This window comes from Primorskyibacter sp. S87 (genome assembly GCF_049801055.1).
Taxonomy (GTDB): domain Bacteria; phylum Pseudomonadota; class Alphaproteobacteria; order Rhodobacterales; family Rhodobacteraceae; genus JBNAGF01.
This window is the reverse complement of sequence record NZ_JBNAGF010000001.1, coordinates 1-21,923: the sequence shown is the minus strand read 5'-3', so window position 1 is coordinate 21,923 and position 21,923 is coordinate 1. Positions and strand designations below refer to the sequence as shown.

Here is a 21,923-nt window from a genome sequence, read left to right as displayed (position 1 = left end):
CCAGCGCGGCCAATCTGTGACCGGCACCGGCATGGTAGATCAGACAGGCCAGGGCTTCGTCGGCAGATCAACGGGGTATGGGAACGGATCGTAGGAGACCCGCAATGCTTGCTCGCGCCAACTGAGCACAGCGGGATCAGCCAGCAGGGCCTCACAATAACCGCGAGATTGATCGGAAACCGGCAAACCATATCCCACAATTCGGGCAGCCACCGGGGTATAGAATACGTCTGCGAGCGAATACTGTCCGAACAACGGCCCGGTCTTGCCAGCGCCAGCGACTTTTCGGGCATGGGTCCAAAGCTCTTCGATCCGGGCCAGATCAGCCTTTGTTTCATCGGATGGCCGGAACCCCTCGTAGCAATGCGCCAATTGCATCGGACATTGGGAACGAAGAGCGCCAAACCCTGCAACCATCTCGGCACAGATCCAGCGCGCCGTTGCGCGTTCGGCTGGACCCGAGGGCCAGAAGCCGGCCCCGGGGTGACGTTCGGCAATCGTTTCTGCCATGGCAAGGCTTTCCCCCACAACGATGCCTTCGGGGGTTTTGAGTGTCGGAACCAGACGCGCCGGGGCAAGCGGAGCCATATCTGACGCCATCGTTCCGGAGTAGAGGCCGATCATGTGGGTTCGATGGGGAATGCCGAACTTCTCCAGCATCAACCACCCGCGAAGCGACCAGCTGGAGAACAGGCGGTCGCCGATATAGAGATCATAGGTCATGGCCTCGAGATTAATCGCCCCCGGACGAGCCGGTAAAACGACTTATCGTTGTAACCATCATCACGGGTGGTGATTGATCCGCCCGACCTGCCAACCGTCTGCGAGGCGCGAGATTTCGGTAACCGACAAATTGTCAATCCTGTGCGCAAATGCCTGATCCGCTTCCAATCGCAATGCCCGCTGGATCTGGGTCAGGATCATGCCGAAATGACCAACGACAACCAGATCGCGTCCAAGATATTCCGCCACAAGCGCGTCAATTGCTGCATCGACGCGAGCGCATACCTCGTTCCAGCTTTCTCCTCCGGGCGGACGCACATCGCCCGGGTACTCCCAATAAGCGCGAATGCGGTCGGGGTCTTCCGCTTCGATCTCGGAGTGCCGGCGCAGTTCCCAGTCTCCGAAATGGATCTCTCGCAAGTCCTCGATATGTGGCAGGCGGAGCCGGTCACCCTGAATGGCTGAGGCCGTATCGGCTGCGCGCGACAAATCCGACGACACCACGACCGCCTCTTCCGGCAGATGGGCCGACAGGCGAAACAAAGCCGCGGTATCGCTCAGATCTGCCGGAAGATCGGACCAGCCAACCATCGACTTGGCGTGGGTCGGCCCATGCCGGACCAGAAACAAACGGGTCACGGCAACTCTCCCTTTAGCACCTGGGGCAGGCCAGCAACCACCAGCACCGCCAGATCCGCCTCGGCCGCCAACGCGATGTTGAGCCGGCCCTGGGCTTCGCGGAATTGCCGGGCCAGAGCATTGTCCGGTACGATCCCCTGCCCGACTTCGTTCGACACCACGACCAGATTAGCAGGACATTCCCGGATTGCGCTAATCAGCAGTGCCTGGCTGGCCAAGACATCCCGTTCAGCCATCATCTGATTGCTGAGCCACATGGTGGCACAATCCAGAAGACAAGTTTCACCCGCAGACAGCTTGCCGAGTTCAGATGCGGAGTCCAGCGGCGATTCCACGGTGCGCCACCCGTCGCCACGCTGGATAAGATGGCGATCTATCCTTGTCTGCATCTCTGCATCAAGAACTTGTGAAGTTGCCAGATAAACAAGATTTTTCTTCGACTTTACAGACAATTGCTCCGCAAATGCCGATTTCCCAGAGGCTGCCCCGCCAAGCACAAAGGTGAATTTTGGAAACAAGTTATTACCTCGGAAGTGATCCATTGGCCGCTTTACTGCGTAACTGTGACATGTGCGCAAGACAAGCACGTCTAGCGCGCCAGTGAATGCGGGGGGAAACAAATGCCACTGGATACCGCACAAGATAGAACGATGTCTCGCAAGGCCATGAAGGCCGAACTGCTAGATGCTGAAACCGAACGCCAACTTGCCTATGCATGGCGCGATCACCGCGACGAGGCTGCGCTGCACCGATTGATTACTGCCTACATGCGGCTAGCAATTTCAATGGCAGCAAAGTTTAGGCGATACGGCGCCCCAATGAATGATCTCATTCAGGAGGCCGGGCTTGGGCTGATGAAAGCGGCGGACAAGTTCGATCCTGATCGCGGTGTCCGCTTCTCGACTTATGCAGTCTGGTGGATCAAGGCGTCAATACAGGACTATGTCATGCGGAACTGGTCGATGGTCCGCACCGGTTCTACGTCGTCCCAAAAATCCCTTTTCTTCAACATGCGCCGCGTGCAGGCCCGGTTGGAGCGAGAGGCAGCCGCAGATGGTCAAAAGCTCGACCGTCACCAGTTGCACCAGATGATCGCAACCGAAGTTGGCGTGCCTCTGCGCGACGTCGAGATGATGGAAGGCAGGTTGGCCGGCTCAGACTTCTCCCTCAATGCAGTCCAGTCTTCGGATGAGGATGGCCGCGAGTGGATCGATGCATTGGAAGACGATAGCCAACAGGCAGCAGAAGAGGTCGAGCATAGCCTCGACACCGCGCAACTGCGTGAATGGCTGATTATTGCGCTTCAGGCGCTCAACGAGCGTGAGAGGTTCATCGTACGCGAACGCAAACTGCGGGAAGATCCCCGCACACTTGAGAGTCTGGGACGTGAACTCGGTCTTTCCAAGGAGCGGGTCCGGCAGCTGGAAGCGTCTGCGTTCCAGAAGATGCGCAAGAACCTTGAAGGTCAATCACGCGAGGTGCAACACTTCCTCGCATGAAACATATTGCGATTCTGGCCGCGACCTTTGCGTTGTCGGCAATCTTTGCCCAGTCGGCCTCTGCAGCCGAGGAACTGACCCCGTCTCAGCTCGCGCTGATGCAATCCGCTGACGTCGTGCTCCTCGGTGAGGTGCACGACAACCCAGATCACCATCGCAATCAGAGCGAACTGACCGCCATGTTGCAACCCAGCGCGATGGTCTGGGAGATGCTGACCGAGGAAGGCGCAAAGCGAATTGGCCGTCAGGCGCTGTCGGAACCGGAAAAACTTGCGATTGCCCTGAAATGGGCTGAACTCGGCTGGCCACCGCTTTCGATGTACCTGCCGGTCTTTCGTGCAGCCCCTGATGCACCCGTGTTCGGGGCCCTGGTGCCTCGAGCCGCTGCCAGAGCGGCTATGGAAACTGGGTCGGCCGTTGCCTTCGGAGCCGACGCCGCGCGGTTCGGCCTGACCATCCCGCTGCCAGCAGAAGAACAGGCGGCTCGGGAACGCAACCAGCAAGAAGCGCACTGCAATGCCCTGCCCGAAGAACTGCCGCATAAGTTGGTTGCGATCCAAAGGCTTCGAGACGCGGTGTTGACCCGCGCCATTCTGACCGCACTTGAAGACACGGGCGGCCCGGTTGTCGTCATCACCGGAAACGGTCATGCCCGCAAGGATTGGGGTGTCCCCAGCTTTCTCAGCCGAATGACCCCCGGCGTTCGTGTATTTTCGCTCGGTCAGTCCGAGGACGGTTCGATTCATGGAGATTTTGACGCGGTGATCGACAGCCCGGCTGCCGAGCGTCCCGATCCCTGCCTCGCCTTTGAGAAAAAGTCCTGACATATTGTCCGCTGGCACTTGTCGCCGCGCTTGCCTAATGTCGGGCCTGAACTCGGGGCGATCCAAAGCTGGGAAAGGCCGTAAATGCTCGCATCCAGGCGCATTCTGCTGATCATAGGTGGCGGCATCGCTGCTTACAAATCGCTGGATCTGATCCGGCGGCTGCGCGAACGCGGCGCATCAGTTACACCGGTGCTGACAAAGGCTGCGGAAGAATTCGTGACTCCACTTTCAGTCTCGGCGCTGGCCGGTGAAAAGGTCTATCGGGATTTGTTCGATCTGACCGACGAAGCGGAAATGGGGCATATTCAGTTGTCCCGGTCCGCAGATCTGATCGTGGTCGCACCGGCAACTGCAGATCTGATGGGCAAGATGGCCGGTGGGTTGGCCAATGACCTCGCCTCTACCCTGCTGATGGCAACCGACACACCGGTTTTGCTGGCTCCGGCAATGAATGTACGCATGTGGCAACATCCGGCGACGCAACGCAATCGCGCACAACTGGCAGCGGACGGTGTGAGATTCGTCGGCCCCAACGAAGGTGACATGGCTTGCGGCGAATATGGCCCCGGGCGAATGTCGGAACCGCTGGAGATCGTCACGGCCATAGAAGCCGCCCTAGGTGGCGGGCCGTTGTCTGGCAAGCGTGTTCTGGTGACCTCCGGTCCGACCCATGAACCGATTGATCCGGTCCGCTACATCGCCAACCGTTCGTCGGGCGCACAAGGGACAGCCGTGGCGCAAGCCTTGGCAGCACTCGGGGCCGAGGTGGTTTTCATTACCGGCCCTGCCGAGGTGCCACCACCTCAAGGGGTCAAGGTTGTGGCTGTGCAGAGCGCGCAACAGATGGCCGACGCGGTTCAGGCTGCGCTGCCGGTCGACGCGGGTGTCTTTGCTGCGGCCGTAGCGGATTGGCGAATGGCTGCGGCATCTGACAAGAAGCTGAAAAAGAGCCGGGACGGACTTCCGGTGCTGGAATTTGCCGAGAACCCGGACATTCTAAAATCTGTGGCGCAAATGGCAGATGGGCGACCCCGGCTGGTCGTTGGCTTTGCCGCCGAGACCGATGATGTCGTGGAACACGCTGCCGCCAAGCGTTTGCGCAAAGGGTGCGATTGGATCGTCGCCAATGATGTAAGCCCGGCAACCGGCATAATGGGTGGAAGCGAAAACGCGGTTACCCTGATCTCTGATAATGGCGCCGAAGAATGGCCGCGCATGAGCAAAGATGAGGTCGCGCGTCGTCTGGCCGACCGGATTGCGCAGGCGCTGTCTGTGTAGTCGCAAAACTTGAGCAACACTAATCGGGAGAGTCACATGATCTCCATCCGGATGATCCGGGAAAAAGGGGCAGACCCGGCAGTGCCGCTGCCGTCTTACGAAACGGCAGGTTCGGCCGGGGCGGACGTGCGGGCAAACTTGCCCGATCGCGGCTCGGTTGTTCTGTCGCCGGGTGCCCGTGCCCTGATCCCGACCGGGCTGCGGGTCGAAATTCCGGCCGGCTACGAGATTCAGGTCCGGCCGCGCTCGGGTTTGGCGCTGAAACACGGAGTCACGCTGCCCAACACTCCGGGCACAATAGACAGCGATTATCGCGGGCCGCTGGGTATCATCGTGATGAATGCCGGTCAGGACGTGTTCGAGATTTCCCATGGTGACCGCATTGCGCAACTGATCGTCGCTCCTGTGGTTCAGGCCACGTTCGAAATCGGAGAGGCGTTGAGCGAAACCGATCGCGGCTCAGATGGATTTGGGTCGACCGGGAGAGGCTGATGCTGCTTGTGCTTGTTTTCGCCGCTGCACTGTGGGGCATTGGCTGGGCGCTTGGTGTCGGAAGACAGGCCCGCATGTTGTGCCTTGCAGGGCTATTTCTGCTCGTTCTGACGATCCAATTTGCCCTGCCAGATGGCCACCCCATGCGCGAAGCAACAGGCCAATCCCCCGCATTGTGGCTGATCCTGGGTGGGTTTGCCGGGTTGGCGGCCCTGTATGCAAAAGGGGTTTCTATTCTGAAAGCTCGTGCTGCGGCACAGCATCAGGCCCGAGCACCAGAGCCAAGACCGCAATCGGGCGGGCTTTTTGCAGAGGATGAACTGGAGCGCTATGCCCGCCACATCGTGCTGCGAGAAATCGGTGGACCCGGCCAAAAACGCCTGAAAGAAGCCCGTACCCTTGTGATCGGCGCAGGGGGTTTGGGGGCCCCTGCCCTGCAGTATCTTGCTGCGGCAGGGGTCGGTACTATCGGAGTGATCGATGACGACGTGGTCGAGAACGCAAACCTGCAAAGGCAGGTCATCCACAGGCACGCCGATATCAGCCTGCCCAAGGTGTTTTCCGCGCAAAAAGCGATGAAAGCACAGAACCCGAATGTCGTGGTGCGCCCTTATCATCGCCGTCTCGAGGCAAACATCGCCGCTGAACTTTTTTCGGAATATGATCTGGTGCTGGACGGGACCGACAATTTCGCCACCCGCTACCTTGCCAACGAAGCCGCGGTGCAGGCTGGCATTCCGTTGATTTCAGGCGCGTTGTCACAATGGGAAGGGCAGCTGAGCGTCTTCGACCCTGCCGGCGGCGCACCGTGCTATCAGTGCATCTTTCCCGAAGCCCCCGCACTGGGGCTTGCGCCTTCCTGCGCCGAAGCCGGAGTGATCGGACCGTTGCCGGGCGTGGTGGGCTCGATGATGGCGCTTGAGGCAATAAAAGTGATCGCAGGGGCCGGGCAGCCCCTACGTGGCGAAATGCTGATCTATGACGGACTCTATGGAGAAAGCCGAAAAGTGAGCCTGTCACCCCGACCAGATTGCCCGGTTTGTGGCCGCACGAAGAAAAAGGCATAAATCGCGCTTTTCACGCGCCTTTCCATCCCGATGTCAATTCAGGCTCAGGACAGCGCCCTGTCGAGATCCGCGATCAGATCTTCGGCATCTTCCAATCCCACTGACAAGCGCATGATGCCGTCACCAGCATATGCCCGGTAGCTTTCCAGTTGGCTTCCGCCTAACCGGAACGAGCTTTCAATCAGCCCTTCGGTTTCCATCCAGAAGACAAGACTGCGATGATGTCCCAGCGAAACCGCGTAATGAATCACCTCAAGCCGGTCGATCATGTTCTGGGCAATTGACCGCCCGGCGGCGGCATCACCCACCTGAAAGGATACCATGCCCGACATGTTCGTCATCTGCCGGGCAGCCAGATCGGCCTGTGGGTGTGAGGCAAGGCCCGGATAGATCACCTTGGACACTCTGGAATGAGCCTCCAGCCACTCCGCGACAGATTGCGCACCGGCTTCGTGGGCCTTCATCCGCAGAGGCAGCGTGGCTGCTCCGCGAGAGATCAGCCAGGCATTGAACGGCGACAGCACACCGCCATGATGAATCGCGGCCTCGGTTCGCATTTGAGTGATCAGATCAGCCGGCCCGGCAACCGAACCGCCTACGGCGTCACCGTGGCCACCTATGTATTTCGTGATGGAATGCATCACCAGATCTACACCAAGCGCAACCGCATCCATCCCAAGTGGCGAGGCAAAGGTCGCGTCACAACTCAACAGCGCCCCCGCCTGCCGAGCCAGCCGGGACACCGCCGCAAGGTCAGTCAGGCGGCCGATTGGGTTCACCGGCGTTTCGGTATGAATGAGGCGGGTGTTTGGCCGGATCGCCCCCGTAACTGCTTCGAGATCGGACATGTCGACCGTTGAAACCTCGATCCCCATGCGCGGTAGCGTATCGCGCGCCAGTTCTGCCACTCCGGCATAGGAAACATCCGAGACAACGACATGATCACCGGCCGACAGGAACGTGAAGAAGATCGCCGTTGCAGCAGCCATACCAGATGCAAGGCACAAACAAGCCTCCGTTCCCTGCATCGCCGCAATCTTTGCCTCCAACCCCGCGACCGTCGGATTGGCCCAGCGCGAATAGGCGTATGGGCTGTCTGGTGTCAGGTCATGGGCCGAGAAACCGGACACGTCCTCGGATACATATGTTGACGACATGTGAATTGGGGGAGCCGAGGCATTGGTAGCCGGGTCGGGCGCCTCCCCGGAATGAATCGCGGTTGTCATCGGCCCGACGGGGCGATTGAGGCGGGTCATGCGCTTCTCCTTCGGTTTGCCGCAACCGTGACTGTGCGAGAACACCAAAACAAGACCGTTGGCGACAAGCGCGGCCACTTTCTGCTCTGGACCAACCCTTCCTGCGCTCCTAGCTTATCGCGCAACACTCATTCCCCAGGAGCCTGCCTGTGACCAACCCGATCCTTGCCCCGTGGACCACCCCCTTCGAGATCGCCCCGTTCGACCGCATCAGTGATGAAGATTTCGCGCCGGCGCTCGAACAGGCACTGGCTGAACACAAGGCCAACACCGATGCCATCGCCGCAAACCCGGATGCGCCAACATTTGAAAATGTCATCGAAGCACTGGAAGCCTCGGACGAAGCATTGAACCGCGTTCTGGGCACGTTCTTCACTGTCGCGGGCGCCGACAGCAATCCCAAACGCGAAGAACTGCAGCGCGAATTTTCCCCAAAGCTCGCTGCGCATTTTGCCGCGATATCATCGAACAATGCGTTGTATGCGCGCGTTGCGGCTCTTTGGAATAGCCGTGATGCTCTTGCCCTGACGGAAGAGCAAGCGCGGGTGTTACTGCTGACGCACCGCGGTTTTGTCCGATCCGGTTCCGCGCTGGAAGGCGATGACGATGCGCGTATGTCGGAAATCAAGGGCAGGCTCGCGACGCTGGGCACCGCCTTTACCCAGAACCTGCTGGCCGACGAACGTGACTGGTTCATGCCTCTTGCAGAAGAGGATCTGGAGGGGTTGCCCGATTTCGTTATCGACACCGCCCGCGCCGCCGGAGAGGAAAAGGCCGTCGGTGGTCCGGTTGTGACGCTGTCGCGATCGCTGATCGTCCCGTTTTTGCAGTTTTCGTCGCGGCGGGACTTGCGGGAAACCGCATACAAGGCCTGGGCGGCGCGCGGTGCAAATGGTGGGGAAACCGACAACCGCGCCATTGCCAAGGAAATCCTTGAGCTGCGCGAGGAACGGGCCCGCCTGTTGGGATACGACAACTTCGCGGAATACAAGCTTGAAACCGAGATGGCCAAAACACCCGACGCAGTAAGAAAGCTATTGATGGACGTCTGGGGCCCGGCCAGAGCAATGGCGGAACGCGATGCCGGAGTTCTGTCAGGGATGATGCATGCCGACGGGATCAACGGCGATCTGGAACCTTGGGACTGGCGCTACTACGCCGAAAAGCGCCGCAAAGCCGAGCACGACCTCGATGAGGCCGCTCTGAAGCCTTACCTGCAATTGGACCGCATGATCGACGCGTGCTTTTCCTGTGCGACGCGGCTATTCGGGCTGAATTTCAATCCGCTGGATGTCCCCCTCTACCATCCTGATTGCAAAGCCTGGGAGGTAACGCGCGACGGCCGTCATCTTGCTGTTTTCATAGGAGACTACTTTGCCCGTGGCTCAAAGCGGTCAGGTGCGTGGTGTTCGGCAATGCGTTCGCAGGCCCGGTTTCCGAAGGTGCAGACACCCGTAGTGATCAACGTATGCAACTTCGCAAAGGGCGATCCGGCGCTTTTGTCATACGATGATGCCCGCACGTTGTTTCACGAATTCGGCCACGCTCTGCACCAGATGCTCTCCAACGTGACCTATGAAAGCATTTCGGGCACATCCGTGGCCCGTGATTTCGTTGAGCTGCCGAGCCAGCTATATGAGCACTGGCTCGAGGTTCCGGAGGTCCTGGCAGAATTTGCCACGCATGCCGAAACCGGCGAGACGATGCCGCAAGAGATGCTGAACAAGGTTCTGGGCGCGGCCAATTTCGACATGGGCTTCCAGACGGTGGAATATGTGGCCTCGGCTCTTGTGGATCTGGCCTTTCACGACGGCCCTGCCCCGTCCGATCCCATCAAAAAACAAACCGAAGTTCTGAACGAGCTCGGCATGCCCCGTGCCATTGGAATGCGCCATGCGACCCCGCATTTCGCGCATGTGTTTGCTGGGGACGGCTACAGCTCGGGCTACTACAGCTATATGTGGTCCGAGGTGATGGATGCCGACGCCTTTTCAGCCTTTGAAGAAGCCGAAGGTCCGTTCGATCCGGAACGTGCAAATGCGCTGGAGACGCATATTCTGTCGACCGGTGGATCACGAGAGGCCGAAGACCTTTACACCGCATTCCGTGGCCGCCTGCCCGGTGTGGACGCGTTGCTCAAAGGGCGCGGGCTGGCTGCGATTTGAGCGGCGGGAAAACTGAGGCAAAAGGCGCCTTGCCGTCTTTGCGCCGGTCACGCATATAGATCAGGACGCGAGTCCTGTGCCTGCCCGGCAGGCCCGAACTTGAAGGAGACCGAAATGCGCGCACGGATCTATAAACCGGCCCGGAATGCCATGACTTCTGGCATGGCCAAAACCCGGAAATGGGTGCTGGAATATGCCCCGGCCTCTTCGCGCGAAGTCGACCCCCTGATGGGCTGGACGTCTAGCACCGATACCCAAAGTCAGGTTCGGATGCGTTTTGAAAGCAAGGAAGCCGCGCTCGAATATGCCGAGGCAAACGACATCGAGGCTGAGGTTTTCGAACCCAAAACCCGCAAAGCCAACATTCGTCCGCGTGGCTATGGCGAGAATTTTGCAACCGACCGCCGCGCCCCCTGGACCCACTGAACATGATCGAGATCCGGGTTGCCGATCCGAGATCAGAAGATTTGCGCCCTTTGCTGGCAGCGCATCTGAGCCATTCGCAGGATGCCGGGCCACAGGAAAGCAATCACACACTGGACATCGCGGACTTGTGCCAACCGAAGATCCGGCTTTGGGTTGCATATGAGGCAGGTTCGCCGGTCGCGTGCGGTGCGTTAAAAACGCTGCCGGACAATACGCTTGAAGTCAAATCCGTTCACGTCGCCAAGGCCGCCCGAGGCCGCGGCCTTGCCCGGCAATTGATGGAGCATTTGCACGGTGTCGCGGAGATGGCCGGAGCAGATGCCCTGGTTCTGGAAACCGGTGCGAACCATCTGCCGGAATACACAGCGGCCCGTGCATTGTACGAGTCGCTGGGCTATGCCTATTGCGGCCCCATTTTCGGCTATGAACCCGACCCCAACAGCGCATTTATGCGGTTGGAAATGAAACGAGTATGAAGGAAAACCGAGCCCAACAACCCGCTGTCACCTGATCGCAGGGCTCAACCCGAATTTCGTTTTGCGTCTCGCTGAATTCACCACTATGAGAGATCTGGTTGGATCTTCCGATCCACTACAGCGCGGCCCCGTAGCTCAACTGGATAGAGCAGCTGACTTCTAATCAGCAGGTTGAGGGTTCGAGTCCTTCCGGGGTCGCCACTGTCTTGAACTAAACAAAATCTTTAGTTCACGTTTATGGCCGAGATCCATTCTCGGTCATCGCCGGTTTGCATCTAGCCACCACCGGACCCTAATTCAGGCGCCCAAGAGTTCGTCGACTATCAGTTTTCGACGGAGCGGACAAAAGCTCTTAGGGTCAGGACCGATAGCTGTATTCAAGCTTAACGGCAACGGACTGTCTACAAAACTGGCCCGACGACCGCATAGCGGCACGAAGCGGACAGTCAAACAAGCCTAAAGAAATTTGCATCCGCCCAACAGCGGACCTTGGGCGCTGTCGTCAAATGCTGCGTTTGCAGCCGGCAGAGTTGCCCTTTTTTGTTTTTCTTCGCTGTGGATAGCGTTTTTTTGCCTGTGACGACCCCTTGCCCGCGTTTTCCGAAACAATTTGGTGGCTATACATCAGCTGAAAATGTCGCTATCGCCGAGGCCTTTCCTGACCGGTGGTGACTCATGCAAGACTTTCAAAACCTCCCGCAATCGCTGTCGGCAGCGCTTCAGGGAAAGGGCTATAGCGAGCTTACTCCGGTGCAGATAGCGGTAATGGACGAGGGTCTGCGCGGCAAAGACCTGCTTGTCTCTGCGCAGACCGGATCGGGGAAAACCGTCGGCTTCGGCCTGACCATCGCCCATGAGCTGCTGGATGAGGATGGCAGATTTGGGCGACCGGCGGCACCACTTGCTGTCATTATCACGCCAACGCGGGAATTGGCGCTGCAAGTGCGCCGTGAGTTTGACTGGCTTTTTGAACAAGCGGGGATTGTGACGGCGTCAGCGGTAGGCGGTATGGACACCCGCACGGAACGTCGCGCGTTGGAGCGCGGCGCGCATGTCGTCGTCGCAACTCCCGGCCGATTGCGCGATCATGCCACGCGTGGCGCCATTGACCTCAGTGACATACGGGCCGTCGTCCTTGATGAAGCCGATGAGATGCTGGATATGGGCTTTGCCGAGGATCTTGAATACATCCTCGATCAAACCCCTCAGACCCGGCGAACTTTGATGTTCTCGGCCACTGTCCCCCGTGGTATCGCCAAACTCGCCCAAACCTACCAGAAAGAAGACGCGCACCGCCTCAAGATCGGCAGCACAGAGGCACAGCACGCCGACATTGCCTATAGTGCGTTGAACGTCGCGCCGTCGGATATCGAAAAGGCGATCATCAATTTGCTGTGTTTTCATGCTGCCCAAACTGCGATCGTCTTTGCAAATACCCGCGCTATGGTGGCTCGATTGACGGCGAAGTTCTCTAACCGGGGGTTCAAGGTTGTCTCTCTCTCCGGGGAGCTCAGTCAGGCCGAGCGCAGCAATGCCATGCAGGCATTGCGGGATGGCCGCGCCCATGTCTGTGTAGCCACAGATGTTGCGGCGCGCGGGATTGATCTTCCGGGCCTGGAATTGGTGATCCATGCGGATCTGCCGTCAAATGCCGAAACGTTACTTCACCGATCTGGCCGGACGGGCCGCGCGGGCCGCAAGGGTCAGTCGATCTTGATCGTACCTGGGCGCCATCGCTCGAAGGCGCAAAGGTTGCTCAAGACGGCAAAGCTAACTGCAACGTGGGGGTCGCCTCCATCTGCGGAAGAGGTGCTTGAACGGGAGGAGGAACGCATCATCGCCGATCCCGCTCTGAATGAGCCGCTCAGCGCCGAGGAGGCCGCATTCGCTGAACGACTGCTCTCCGGAAGAAAGCCCGAACAAGTGGTCGCTGCGTATTTGCGCCTTTACCGGGAGCAGAACTCAGCCCCCGAGATACTGGGCGCAGTGCCCGAGCCCGGAAAGCGCCCAAAAACAGATCATGCCGCCTTTGGTCCGAGCACGTGGTTTTCGCTTTCTCTTGGGCGCAAACATCGCGCAGAGCCACGTTGGCTGCTGCCCATGCTCTGCCGTAACGCAGGCCTGAGCAAAAGCGCGATCGGCGCCATTCGCGTCCAGTATCAAGAAACATTCGTTGAGATCGCCGATGAGGCCGTGCCGACGATGAAACAAGAGTTGGGCAAAGGCCTGGCACTCGAACAAGGGGCGGCCCTTACGGAATTGGAAGGCGTTCCAGACTTCGACGCGTCGCCCAAAGGGCCACCCGCGGAACCGCGGCCAGCCCAGGCGCCTGCGGACCAGCGCAAAAGCCGCTCTGACAAGCAATCAAAACCTGCACACAAACGAGATCAGGCTGATTACATCGCCAAACCCGCACCCAAACAGGCGAAGCCCAAGGTCCAGCAGCCTGAAAAGACCGCTCGTAAACTCAAGAGCAAAGACAAAAGGCCACTGGACGCAAAGCCGAAAGGCCAGACCGACGGCATAGAGCCAAAAGCAAAATCGAGCGCAAAACCGGGCAAGCAACAAAACCGAGACAAAAACGTGCTGGACACGTCTAAATCATTGCGCACAGGGAAAGCCCGGCATTCGTCAAAGAGTAAATCCAAAGTTGGGCAGCCTTCACGACGCGTGCACGGCAAGGGCGGAGAGGCCAGACCCTTCCGCAAGACCACCAAAAAAACCTAAGCCACTACAAATCCCAAAAACGCCGTATCTGATACCCGGCTTGCTGCTCATTAACCTCGACGCCGGCGACATCACCGACTGGGTTTTCACGCCCAAACTGGTCGCTGTCCGCTGGGTCTTGAGATGGGTCGCGTCGATCATGACCGTCTTCTATTCGCCATGTTCGGCAGCCAGATCAGCCATGATTTGGGCGAAGACGGTTCGAGTTGCGGGACCCTTCTTCCGGTCGTTCTCCGCTCTTGAATGCCTGTCTACCGCGTTTGCGTCCATACAGCAAAACCACTGTTTCCTTGGCAGTACGGCTTGCCGCTGCCGCGGATTGTGTGCCTGCCTTTCATTGCGTGCTTGAGATTTAGACTGTGGGTTCCAGTTTCGGATACTGAAGCGGCGCGGGCTGACAACATTCCGGCTGTAAGCTAACTTTAGCCAAACAAGGGAGAAGCGAATGGAGCGGCGGATCACGACCGTACTGGCGGCGGATATCGTCGGTTACTCTGCCCTGATGGACCAAGATAGAGTGGGCACGATTTCCGCACTACAAACTTTCCGCGAGGACGTGTTTCTACCGTTGATTTCTTCTCACAACGGAGACTTGGTCAAGAGCATGGGCGATGGTTGGATTGTCGAGTTTCGGTCGGCATCCGAGGCGTCTGATTGCGCAATTGCGCTGCAATCATCTCACAAACCTAAAGGTATCAAGTTACGCATCGGAATTCACACGGGCGAAGTGGTCACAGACGGCGATGACATATTCGGCGATGCGATCAACGTTGCGGCCCGCCTTGAAGCTCTCGCTCAGCCAGACCAAATTCTCATTTCAGACACGTCCCACAATAGTCTGGACCGCAGTAACGCAGCCGTGTTTGACGGAGGCGAGCAAGCCGAACTGAAGAACATTTCACGCCACATAGCCGTGTGGTCTTGGCCCAAGGGGATCAAGGTCAATCTGGCAGTCAATTCAAGTACCAAGCCAGGTATTGCCGTGCTGCCGTTTGACAACATGTCCGGTGATCCAGAGCAGGAGTTCTTTGCTGACGGCATTACGGAAGACATTATTACCGAACTTTCACGATTTCGCTGGCTCATGGTTGTCGCGCGAAATTCGTCCTTCACGTTTAAGGGGCAAGCCACGGACATCCGTGAGGTGGGGAAGGTCCTTGGTGTCCGTTACGTCCTCGAGGGCTCTGTCAGGCGCGCCGGGCAGCGCGTCCGGATTACTGGTCAGCTAATTGACGCCGAAAGTGGTAGCCATCTTTGGGCGGACCGCATTGACGGTGTCCTGGATGACATTTTCGATCTTCAGGACAGGGTCACACAGGATGTTGTCACCGCGATTGAGCCCTCATTGCGTTATGCTGAAACGAAACGTGCGCGCGCCAAGCCCACCGAAGATTTACAGGCATATGAGCTTTATCTCAGGGCAGTGTCGCACTTTCATTTGCTGACTGATGAAGACAACAAGGAAGCGATAAAACTAGCGAAACTGGCTCTGGACCGGGACCCGGAATACGCGGCGGCTGCAGGGCTGCTGGCCTGGCTGCATATCCAGCGCCTGGTGCAAAGCTTGGAACCCGTCGACGAAGGACCAAAATCGGCGGTTGCCGCTGCACAGCGGGTTTTGATGAGTGATCGCGCGGACGGCATTGCGAAGGCCTACGCGGCGCATTCCATCTCAATGCTGGCAAAGGACTTGCCTCGGGCACGCACGGCATTCAAGGAGGCCTTGTCGGAAAATCCAAACGCCGCGTCTGTGCATATGCTGGCGTCCATCAATCTGTTCCTCTTGGATCGCCCAGAGGAGGCGCTCCGCCATGCAACGCACTCTGTAGACTTGAGCCCCCGGGATCCACTACGGCATGCTTCTTTCGTGGCTCAGGGCATGGCGTACTTCCATATGCAGCAGTATCAGGAAGCCGTAGAAGCCTGCCGTGAGGCCCTGTCAGTCCGGCCGGTTTTCTTGATTAGCCATATGATATTAATTGCGTCCCTTGCCCATCTTGGCGATGACAAAGCAGTTAAGGCGGCGGTCGATAACCTGAAGCAGTATGTTTCTGGAGAGGCGGCCATTGCCGAGACCAGTCGGTTACCAATTTTCTCTTTCCCGTCTTGCGCAGCTCGTTGGCGACAAGGCTGGATTAAGGCCGGGCTGCTGACTTGAGCGTGCGGCAGGGTCAATCTCCGTGCCGTGCCGAAAGGCCTTCACCAATCATATTGTAAGCGGAGTTTGGCCTGGCATCACTAATCGACCAGAGTGCGGCCCGGTTCGCCCTCTTCATGGACCCGAAACACCAATATCGTTGCCCCGTCCTTGCCCGAGCGTGCCGTGTGTTCCTTTTTCAATGGGACGATTCCGACTTCTCCCACCGAGTACTCCTGCTCTGGCTCGCCCTGGAGGATCAGTGTTACACTCCCTTGCAGGATGTATGCGATTTCTTCTCCGGGGTGCCAGTGCAAGGGTAGGGTCACATTCGGCGGCAGGACGACTTGGCTTACGATCACCTCAAGGCCTTCTGCGCTTTCCAGCGCAGTTGACTTCAAATTGCGGATCTCAGGTTTTTCAAAAGCCGATGGGTCCGTTGTCTCGTGCGACATGGCTGAAGTGGCCAGCAAAGGCACGGCCAAATGTACGACGGAAAGCAATCTCCACACGAACGTGCACTCCCAATTTAGGGAAAGAATGCCATTTGAGTTTTGATGAAATCAACACTGGAGTTTCCAACGCTTCTCAGAGCGCAAGGTAGGTCGCAAATGCTGCGACGCCAGAAAGCAACAAGCCAACAGTCAACTTCTTGGTGCGTGGATTTCGCTTGGGGACCTCCAAAGAAACCTGAAACTGCTCGGCCCTGTGCAGAACAGGTAGCGTTGTGCCCACGGAGCGCTCACTGAGCGATGGATCAGCTGCGAGGTTTCTTCGTTGCATGTCCAGCAGTCTGGATCGTGAACAAGGCAAAATTGGACCAAAAAAAAGGCGTTTTTGTTTGACCACTCCGCCGACCAGTATTGGCATGCAAAAAATGACAAGGGTATGACTGCTTGCCTGTAACACTATATGCGAGGCGACCTTCTTCTCGAAAACGCAGCTTGGGCAAAATTGGCACTCAGGCCAAGGATCGTACCGAAGGCAATGCCAACGAGGTCAGCCTGAAAATCTCCAAAGGACTTAAACCGCCCAACATGAGGCTGGATCAATTCGATTACTCCACCATAGACGGTAGCGAACAAAACAACCCAAAGCAGCTTTTTCGGGCGCAGAAGAGCGATGGGAAAGACCAGCGTCGCAAAGGCGATTACGTGATGCGTCTTGTCGGAGCCCGGAATGGGCGCTGGTGCGGAAATTTGTGATAGAGCCAGCACGCCTATGACAATCGCGACTATAGCCGTAGCGGGGACAGCTAGGACTTTCATATGGACAAACATACAGGCTCTTGCACCAACCGCTCTGTGTCACTTGGTTTGTTTGGGGTTGTGGATGCGTATTCCAGGAGCGTCATCTGGAGTTCCAATGAAATCAATACCTGCGCTTTCCAAACTCTCCTTCAGCTTGGAAAGAGTGCTGAAATTCGTAGTCATGTGTTCGTCGCTCTTTTCGATATGTTTTATAGTTCGCCACCCCACACCACTGGGCTTACTCGGTGTCTCAATCGTCCACCTTAGCCCAGCACGCGTCATTCTGATTTGTTGCGGCGTTAATATTGACGTTAACATTTATGGTGCCAGCGGTGCCTTTTGTGATACATAATGGGCCATACCTAATTCTTGACTGGCGCTCTGAAATCGGTCGTCTCGAAGGTGCCTACGCACCATCGACCATGCGTGCTTACTTCGCCGATGTCGAGGCGTTTGTGTTTTGGTGTCTTGAGAAATCAATACCAGAGCCCTTCCCGGCCAGTGTAGAAACCGTCTGCCGGTTTTTGGAAAACCAAGGTACGTACTTGGCGCCCTCGACGGTCAGGCGTCGGCTCCACGCCATTCGCAAGGTTCATCGGCTTTTGCACCTACCGGATCCTACTTGTGATGAAGACATCAACTTGGCCTTCAGACGGTTCAAGCGCAGCAAGCCGATCCGCCCCAAACAGGCCAAGGGGTTGACCAGGGACTGCTTGATCCAGTTCCTTGAAAGTGAACCCGAGGCGCCATGGGGCCTGCGCAATCGCGCCATGCTGTCTTTGGGATACGAGTTGTTGACCCGACGCTCTGAGCTTGTTGCACTCCAAACCGAGGACATCGACGCGCGGAAGGAGGGCACTCTACGCGTGTTGATCCGTCGCGGCAAATGGGGTCTCTTCGGTGCCGGTCGCACCGCTTTCACCTCTCAACGCACGTCAGCTCTTGTAGAGGAGTGGCTTGACTGGCGAGGAGACAACATCAAGTGGCTGTTCTGCCCAATTTACCAAGGCAAGCCCATTGACCGCGACCTCAGCACGACAACGGTGAAGCAAATCATAAAGGCAGCCGCAAGACGCTCGGGCCTAGATGCGTCGGGCGTGAACGCGTTCAGCGGCCATTCACTGCGCGTGGGGGCCGCCCAGGATCTCCTGGTCAGAGGCTACGACACTGCAGCCATCATGCGCGCAGGCGGTTGGAAATCTCTCAACGTGCTCACGCGCTACCTTGAAAAGGCCGAGCACAATGTCTGGGCGTAATGGCCCCTCGATTGCCCAACTTCCGTTTACAAGATCAGAGCGAACCGCGGCCCCTGTGACTTGTTCACTTCATCGTCAGGAATTCTGCGGCTCCGTTGCCGATACCTGCGACGGTGAGTTTGCCTGTTGCGTATGCGCCGGTATCGACGGCGATGATGCCTTGTGTGGCTTGTGGTTCATCGATGATGGTGTGGCCGTGGGCGATCCACATGCCGTCGCGGCGTGGGGTTCTGCCGAACTCGGGATGTCCCCAGAGCAGGTGTTTGGGTTTTTGGTCTTCGAGACCGAACCTGGGATCTGCGGCAGCGTGAACAACGCCGACATTGCCGTTCACGTAAGTGAGCGGCAGGGTGCGCAGCCAGAAGATCATCTCGGATCCCATGGCGTCGCGCAGGGCGTCCCGGGCCGCTTCGAGATCCGGGCCGCGGCTGGTCTCGGTCAGCCCGGCGATGCCAAAGCTGGCCAGCGTCTGTAGGCCACCATAGCGCAGCCAGCGCGGGCCGTGCTCGATCGGGTTTTCGAGGAAGGACAGCAGCATGTCTTCGTGGTTGCCCTTGATGCAATAGGTGTTTGGGCGTCCAAAGAGCTGGCGCAGCACCCCGGCACTTTCCTCGCCCCGGTCCACGTAGTCCCCCACCAGCACCACCGGATGCTGTGGCACAAGCTTGCTGAGCAGCCGACCAAGCAGGTCGGATCGGCCATGCACGTCACCGATCAGGTAGAACGGCACGTCAGGTGCGATGGACGGGTAGATCGGAGAATTGCCGGTTCCCTTGGCAATCCATGATTTCAGCATGCTCGAGCTCCGTTTTGGCAACGGCTGGTTGTGGTAAATCTAGCGCAGTTGCGCCGGAAGTGATACGCGCACCGCGCCAATTTGTGAAGCTTTCCGGCCAATTTGGTAAAGCTCTTAAAAAACAAAATGATAATGTTGAGTGAGCAGGTTTAGATGCGTATTGCCGCATGCGCGATACTGGGATTCGGCTGTGTATTGCTGGCCGAGGATTCCGTGCGCGCGCAGAATTTGTCGACCTATGGGACGCCGGGCCTGATCGACATGCCGTCGGCAGAAGTGCTGCCAACGGCCAATCTTGCGTTTACGGGCGCCGCCTTCAAGGACACTGCGCGCGGGACAATTACGTTCCAGATGCTGCCCTGGGTCTATGGCTCGTTTCGGTATTCCTACATCAAGGATTTCAACCGAGGCGGTGCCGAAAGCCGGTATGACCGGAGCTTCGACATCCACTTTCGCCTGCGCGAGGAAACCGCCCGGGGTCCGGCAATCGGCGTTGGCTTTCGCGATTTCGGCGGCACCGGGATCTATGGCAGTGAATATGTCGTTCTGACCAAGACCTTTGCCGAGCGCTGGAAAGTGACCGGCGGCATGGGTTGGGGCCGGCTAGGCCAACGCAACAGTTTCAAGAACCCGCTGGCGGTGTTTGATGACAAGTTCGAAACGCGGCCGCCGCGTGGAACAGGCTCTACAGGCGGTAAACTGGCCTATGATCAGTGGTTCCGCGGTCCGGCCGCCTTGTTTGGCGGATTGGAGTATCGCCTGAACGACCGGCTTTCCCTTTTGGCCGAATACTCTTCGGACGAATATCAGGAAGAGAAGCAGAAGATCGGGTTTGATGCCGATTTCCCCCTGAACTTCGGGGTCAACTACAAGTTTCGCAACGGCGTCAACATGAACGCCTCTTACATGTACGGCAACACGCTGGGCCTGCAGCTCTCCTATGCCTTCGATCCGCGCAACCCGCTGGCGCCGGGCGGGCTGGACCGCGCGGCCCCGGCGCTGAAGCCGCAGAACCAGGTCGCCGCCGAGAGCTGGAACCTGCCCGACCAGGACAGCGACATGACGGCCCGCGATGTGCTGCGGGCGCGGCTCGACAAGCAGGGCCTGCGGATGACCGGCTATGGGGTCGAGGGCAACCGCGCCATTGTCGAGATCGAGAACAACCGCTTTTCCGCCTCGGCGCAGGCGGCGGGCCGCACCGCGCGCACGATGGCAAACACGCTGGACCCGTCGATCGAGGTGTTTGATATCACGCTTCTGAAGAACGGCGTGCCGATCAACACCATCGAGACCCAGCGCAGCGATCTCTACGAGCTGGAAAACGATGTGGATGGCGCATGGCGCACGCTGGCGCGCTCGGTGATCCGGGATGAGCCTTACGGGTTGCCGCCGGGCACGGTGCCGGGTGCCTTTCCACATACCGGGTATCGCTTCGGCCCTTACCTGCGTCTGTCGTTCTTCGATCCGGACAACCCGCTGCGCTATGAGTTGGGGGCCGAGTTCAAGGGCGACTATGTCGTGCAGCCGGGCCTGTTCCTGACCGGTGCCCTGCGGGTGCCGATCATCGGTAATCTCGACGAGACCACCCGGGTCTCGGACTCGGTCCTGCCCCATGTGCGATCAGACTGGGCGGAATACGCGCGCAACCAGTCCAGCGTGTATGTCCAGCGCCTGACCGCGGCCTATCTCTGGCGTCCGGGTGAGGATCTGTTTGCGCGGGTCTCGGGCGGGTATCTCGAAGAGATGTTCGGCGGGGTTTCGGCCGAGATGCTGTGGTATCCCAATGACAGCCGCCTCGCGCTGGGGGCCGAGATCAACTATGCCAAAAAGCGTGACTATGACATGCTGTTCGGCTTCCAGAGCTATGACGTCGTGACCGGTCACGGCTCGATGTACTACGATCTGGGCAACGAGTATAACCTGCAGATCGATGCGGGCCGCTACCTTGCCGGGGATTGGGGCGCGACCTTCACGCTCGACAAGGAGTTCAACAACGGCTTCAAGGTCGGCGCCTTTGCCACCTTCACCAATGTCAGTGCCGAAGAGTTCGGTGAGGGATCGTTCGACAAGGGGATCCGGTTCGAGGTTCCGGTGTCGTGGCTGACCGGCAAGCCGACGCGGTCGACGGTCAAGCAGACAATCCGGCCGGTTCTGCGCGATGGCGGGGCGCGGCTGATCGTCGACAACCGGCTGCATGAATACACCAGAGACGAGCGCGCCGGGCGGCTGGTTGGACAATGGGGGCGGTTCTACAGATGAGACGAACGCTGGCCCTTGCCTTGCTGATGCCGCTGCTGGCGATGACCAGTGGCTGCGCCAATGACAGCAACGATTTCGTCGAGCTTCAGGCATTGCTGCAGCCCGGCAAGGCCCAGCCCGACCCGCGCATCCAGCCGCTGCTGGATGCGGATGCGCCGCGGCTGCAGGTGGGCTTTCTGGACAGCGGGCTGGCAGGCGTGATGCTGTTGGAGAACAGCCGCGACGGGGTGCGGACCTGGCTGTCGGTGGATGGCGCCACGCTTTTGACCCGGCAGGGCATGATCGTGGGCGAGCGCGGCTTTGGCGCGGGGCTGATGGCCTCGGACATCGCGCAGTCGATGGATGCGGTGCTGGGCGGGTACAGAGCCGAAACCGTGCGCTTCCACTCCTTCCTGACCGGCAACGACCGGACCGAAATGCGCAGCTACAAATGCGTGGTGGAAAACCGCGGCGACAAGATCGTGACGATCCGGGGAACCCCAACCTCCACCCGGATGATGCGCGAGACCTGCAACAGCACCGATCAGAACTTCGTCAATGTCTACTGGATCAGCAACACCTCAGGCCAGATCGTCCAGTCAAGACAATGGCTCGGCGACTTCGCTGGCGTCGTCACAACAAGGCAGGTGTCAGAATAAACAGAGCTGCAC

Annotated in this window: 20 protein-coding genes, 1 tRNA gene and 2 pseudogenes; 16 read left to right on the top strand and 7 right to left on the bottom strand. The window is 58.5% G+C overall.

What is annotated here, in order from left to right:
• Nucleotides 1–39: 39 nt before the first annotated feature.
• From ACP15U_RS00115 to cobU, 3 genes are read right to left on the bottom strand one after another with little or no spacing between them, the layout of a single operon-like run.
• Nucleotides 40–723, bottom strand: a complete 684-nt coding sequence (locus ACP15U_RS00115) for a glutathione S-transferase (RefSeq protein ID WP_425043089.1) — start codon at nt 721–723, stop codon at nt 40–42.
• A gap of 60 nt (nt 724–783) precedes the next feature.
• Nucleotides 784–1,362: a histidine phosphatase family protein gene (locus ACP15U_RS00110; protein WP_425043088.1), complete on the bottom strand. Its 579-nt coding sequence runs from the start codon at nt 1,360–1,362 to the stop codon at nt 784–786.
• Nucleotides 1,359–1,904 (bottom strand): bifunctional adenosylcobinamide kinase/adenosylcobinamide-phosphate guanylyltransferase, encoded by a 546-nt coding sequence (gene cobU, locus ACP15U_RS00105; RefSeq protein ID WP_425043087.1) that lies wholly within the window; start codon nt 1,902–1,904, stop codon nt 1,359–1,361. The genes ACP15U_RS00110 and cobU overlap by 4 nt, the downstream gene beginning before the upstream one ends.
• Nucleotides 1,905–1,982: 78 nt before the next feature.
• On the opposite strand from cobU, the gene ACP15U_RS00100 reads away from it, so the two are divergent.
• The 5 genes from ACP15U_RS00100 to ACP15U_RS00080 all read left to right on the top strand — a co-directional run bounded on the left by ACP15U_RS00100 (nt 1,983) and on the right by ACP15U_RS00080 (nt 6,525).
• Entirely contained in the window at nt 1,983–2,861 is an 879-nt protein-coding gene (locus ACP15U_RS00100) for an RNA polymerase factor sigma-32 (RefSeq protein WP_425043086.1), read from the top strand.
• Complete coding sequence (locus tag ACP15U_RS00095; protein WP_425043085.1) at nt 2,858–3,685, top strand: ChaN family lipoprotein; 828 nt, start codon at nt 2,858–2,860, stop codon at nt 3,683–3,685. The genes ACP15U_RS00100 and ACP15U_RS00095 overlap by 4 nt, the downstream gene beginning before the upstream one ends.
• 84 nt (nt 3,686–3,769) lie before the next feature.
• Nucleotides 3,770–4,966, top strand: a complete 1,197-nt coding sequence (coaBC, locus tag ACP15U_RS00090; RefSeq protein WP_425043084.1) for a bifunctional phosphopantothenoylcysteine decarboxylase/phosphopantothenate--cysteine ligase CoaBC — start codon at nt 3,770–3,772, stop codon at nt 4,964–4,966.
• A 36-nt stretch (nt 4,967–5,002) separates the two neighbouring features.
• Nucleotides 5,003–5,458 (top strand): dUTP diphosphatase, encoded by a 456-nt coding sequence (gene dut, locus ACP15U_RS00085; protein ID WP_425043083.1) that lies wholly within the window; start codon nt 5,003–5,005, stop codon nt 5,456–5,458.
• Nucleotides 5,458–6,525, top strand: a complete 1,068-nt coding sequence (locus tag ACP15U_RS00080) for a HesA/MoeB/ThiF family protein (RefSeq protein ID WP_425043082.1) — start codon at nt 5,458–5,460, stop codon at nt 6,523–6,525. Before dut ends, ACP15U_RS00080 begins: the two co-directional genes overlap by 1 nt.
• A 44-nt stretch (nt 6,526–6,569) precedes the next feature.
• On the opposite strand, the gene ACP15U_RS00075 is transcribed toward ACP15U_RS00080, so the two are convergent.
• Entirely contained in the window at nt 6,570–7,781 is a 1,212-nt protein-coding gene (locus tag ACP15U_RS00075; RefSeq protein WP_425043081.1) for a trans-sulfuration enzyme family protein, read from the bottom strand.
• A gap of 149 nt (nt 7,782–7,930) precedes the next feature.
• Between ACP15U_RS00075 and ACP15U_RS00070 the strand changes: the two genes are divergently transcribed.
• The 6 genes and pseudogenes from ACP15U_RS00070 to ACP15U_RS00045 all read left to right on the top strand — a co-directional run bounded on the left by ACP15U_RS00070 (nt 7,931) and on the right by ACP15U_RS00045 (nt 13,575).
• Nucleotides 7,931–9,946, top strand: a complete 2,016-nt coding sequence (locus tag ACP15U_RS00070) for a M3 family metallopeptidase (protein ID WP_425043080.1) — start codon at nt 7,931–7,933, stop codon at nt 9,944–9,946.
• Between the two features lie 114 nt (nt 9,947–10,060).
• Nucleotides 10,061–10,372 carry an ETC complex I subunit gene (locus ACP15U_RS00065; protein WP_425043079.1) on the top strand — a complete coding sequence of 104 codons (312 nt, stop codon included), beginning with the start codon at nt 10,061–10,063 and terminating at the stop codon, nt 10,370–10,372.
• A gap of 2 nt (nt 10,373–10,374) precedes the next feature.
• Nucleotides 10,375–10,848 carry a GNAT family N-acetyltransferase gene (locus ACP15U_RS00060; RefSeq protein WP_425043078.1) on the top strand — a complete coding sequence of 158 codons (474 nt, stop codon included), beginning with the start codon at nt 10,375–10,377 and terminating at the stop codon, nt 10,846–10,848.
• Between the two features lie 124 nt (nt 10,849–10,972).
• Nucleotides 10,973–11,049, top strand: a tRNA-Arg gene (locus ACP15U_RS00055).
• Nucleotides 11,050–11,523: 474 nt separating this feature from the next.
• Nucleotides 11,524–12,483, top strand: a pseudogene (locus ACP15U_RS00050) (DEAD/DEAH box helicase); the annotation flags it as partial.
• Nucleotides 12,484–12,600: 117 nt separating this feature from the next.
• Nucleotides 12,601–13,575 (top strand): DbpA RNA binding domain-containing protein, encoded by a 975-nt coding sequence (locus ACP15U_RS00045; RefSeq protein ID WP_425043712.1) that lies wholly within the window; start codon nt 12,601–12,603, stop codon nt 13,573–13,575.
• 84 nt (nt 13,576–13,659) lie between these two features.
• On the opposite strand, the pseudogene ACP15U_RS00040 reads toward ACP15U_RS00045, so the two are convergent.
• Nucleotides 13,660–13,773: pseudogene (locus ACP15U_RS00040) on the bottom strand (IS5/IS1182 family transposase); the annotation flags it as partial.
• Nucleotides 13,774–14,020: 247 nt separating this feature from the next.
• Between ACP15U_RS00040 and ACP15U_RS00035 the strand changes: the two are divergent.
• Nucleotides 14,021–15,733: an adenylate/guanylate cyclase domain-containing protein gene (locus ACP15U_RS00035; protein WP_425043077.1), complete on the top strand. Its 1,713-nt coding sequence runs from the start codon at nt 14,021–14,023 to the stop codon at nt 15,731–15,733.
• Between the two features lie 80 nt (nt 15,734–15,813).
• Here the strand turns inward: ACP15U_RS00035 and ACP15U_RS00030 are convergent, their stop codons facing one another.
• The gene (locus ACP15U_RS00030) at nt 15,814–16,167 is read right to left on the bottom strand and encodes a cupin domain-containing protein (RefSeq protein ID WP_425043076.1); all 354 of its coding nucleotides are present in this window, start codon (nt 16,165–16,167) and stop codon (nt 15,814–15,816) included.
• Between the two features lie 489 nt (nt 16,168–16,656).
• Here ACP15U_RS00030 and ACP15U_RS00025 point away from each other — a divergent pair, with 489 nt between their 5' ends.
• Nucleotides 16,657–16,917 carry a hypothetical protein gene (locus tag ACP15U_RS00025; protein WP_425043075.1) on the top strand — a complete coding sequence of 87 codons (261 nt, stop codon included), beginning with the start codon at nt 16,657–16,659 and terminating at the stop codon, nt 16,915–16,917.
• Nucleotides 16,918–17,282: 365 nt separating this feature from the next.
• Complete coding sequence (locus tag ACP15U_RS00020; RefSeq protein WP_425043074.1) at nt 17,283–18,218, top strand: tyrosine-type recombinase/integrase; 936 nt, start codon at nt 17,283–17,285, stop codon at nt 18,216–18,218.
• 64 nt (nt 18,219–18,282) lie between these two features.
• Here the strand turns inward: ACP15U_RS00020 and ACP15U_RS00015 are convergent, their stop codons facing one another.
• Nucleotides 18,283–19,014, bottom strand: coding sequence for a metallophosphoesterase family protein (locus tag ACP15U_RS00015; RefSeq protein ID WP_425043073.1), 732 nt, complete (start codon nt 19,012–19,014; stop codon nt 18,283–18,285).
• Nucleotides 19,015–19,167: 153 nt separating this feature from the next.
• Between ACP15U_RS00015 and ACP15U_RS00010 the strand changes: the two genes are divergently transcribed.
• Together ACP15U_RS00010 and ACP15U_RS00005 are read left to right on the top strand one after the other, a co-directional pair.
• Nucleotides 19,168–21,273 (top strand): YjbH domain-containing protein, encoded by a 2,106-nt coding sequence (locus ACP15U_RS00010; protein WP_425043072.1) that lies wholly within the window; start codon nt 19,168–19,170, stop codon nt 21,271–21,273.
• A 26-nt stretch (nt 21,274–21,299) separates the two neighbouring features.
• A complete protein-coding gene (locus tag ACP15U_RS00005) occupies nt 21,300–21,911 on the top strand; it encodes a YjbF family lipoprotein (protein WP_425043711.1) in 612 nt (203 codons plus the stop codon).
• Nucleotides 21,912–21,923: the final 12 nt, after the last annotated feature.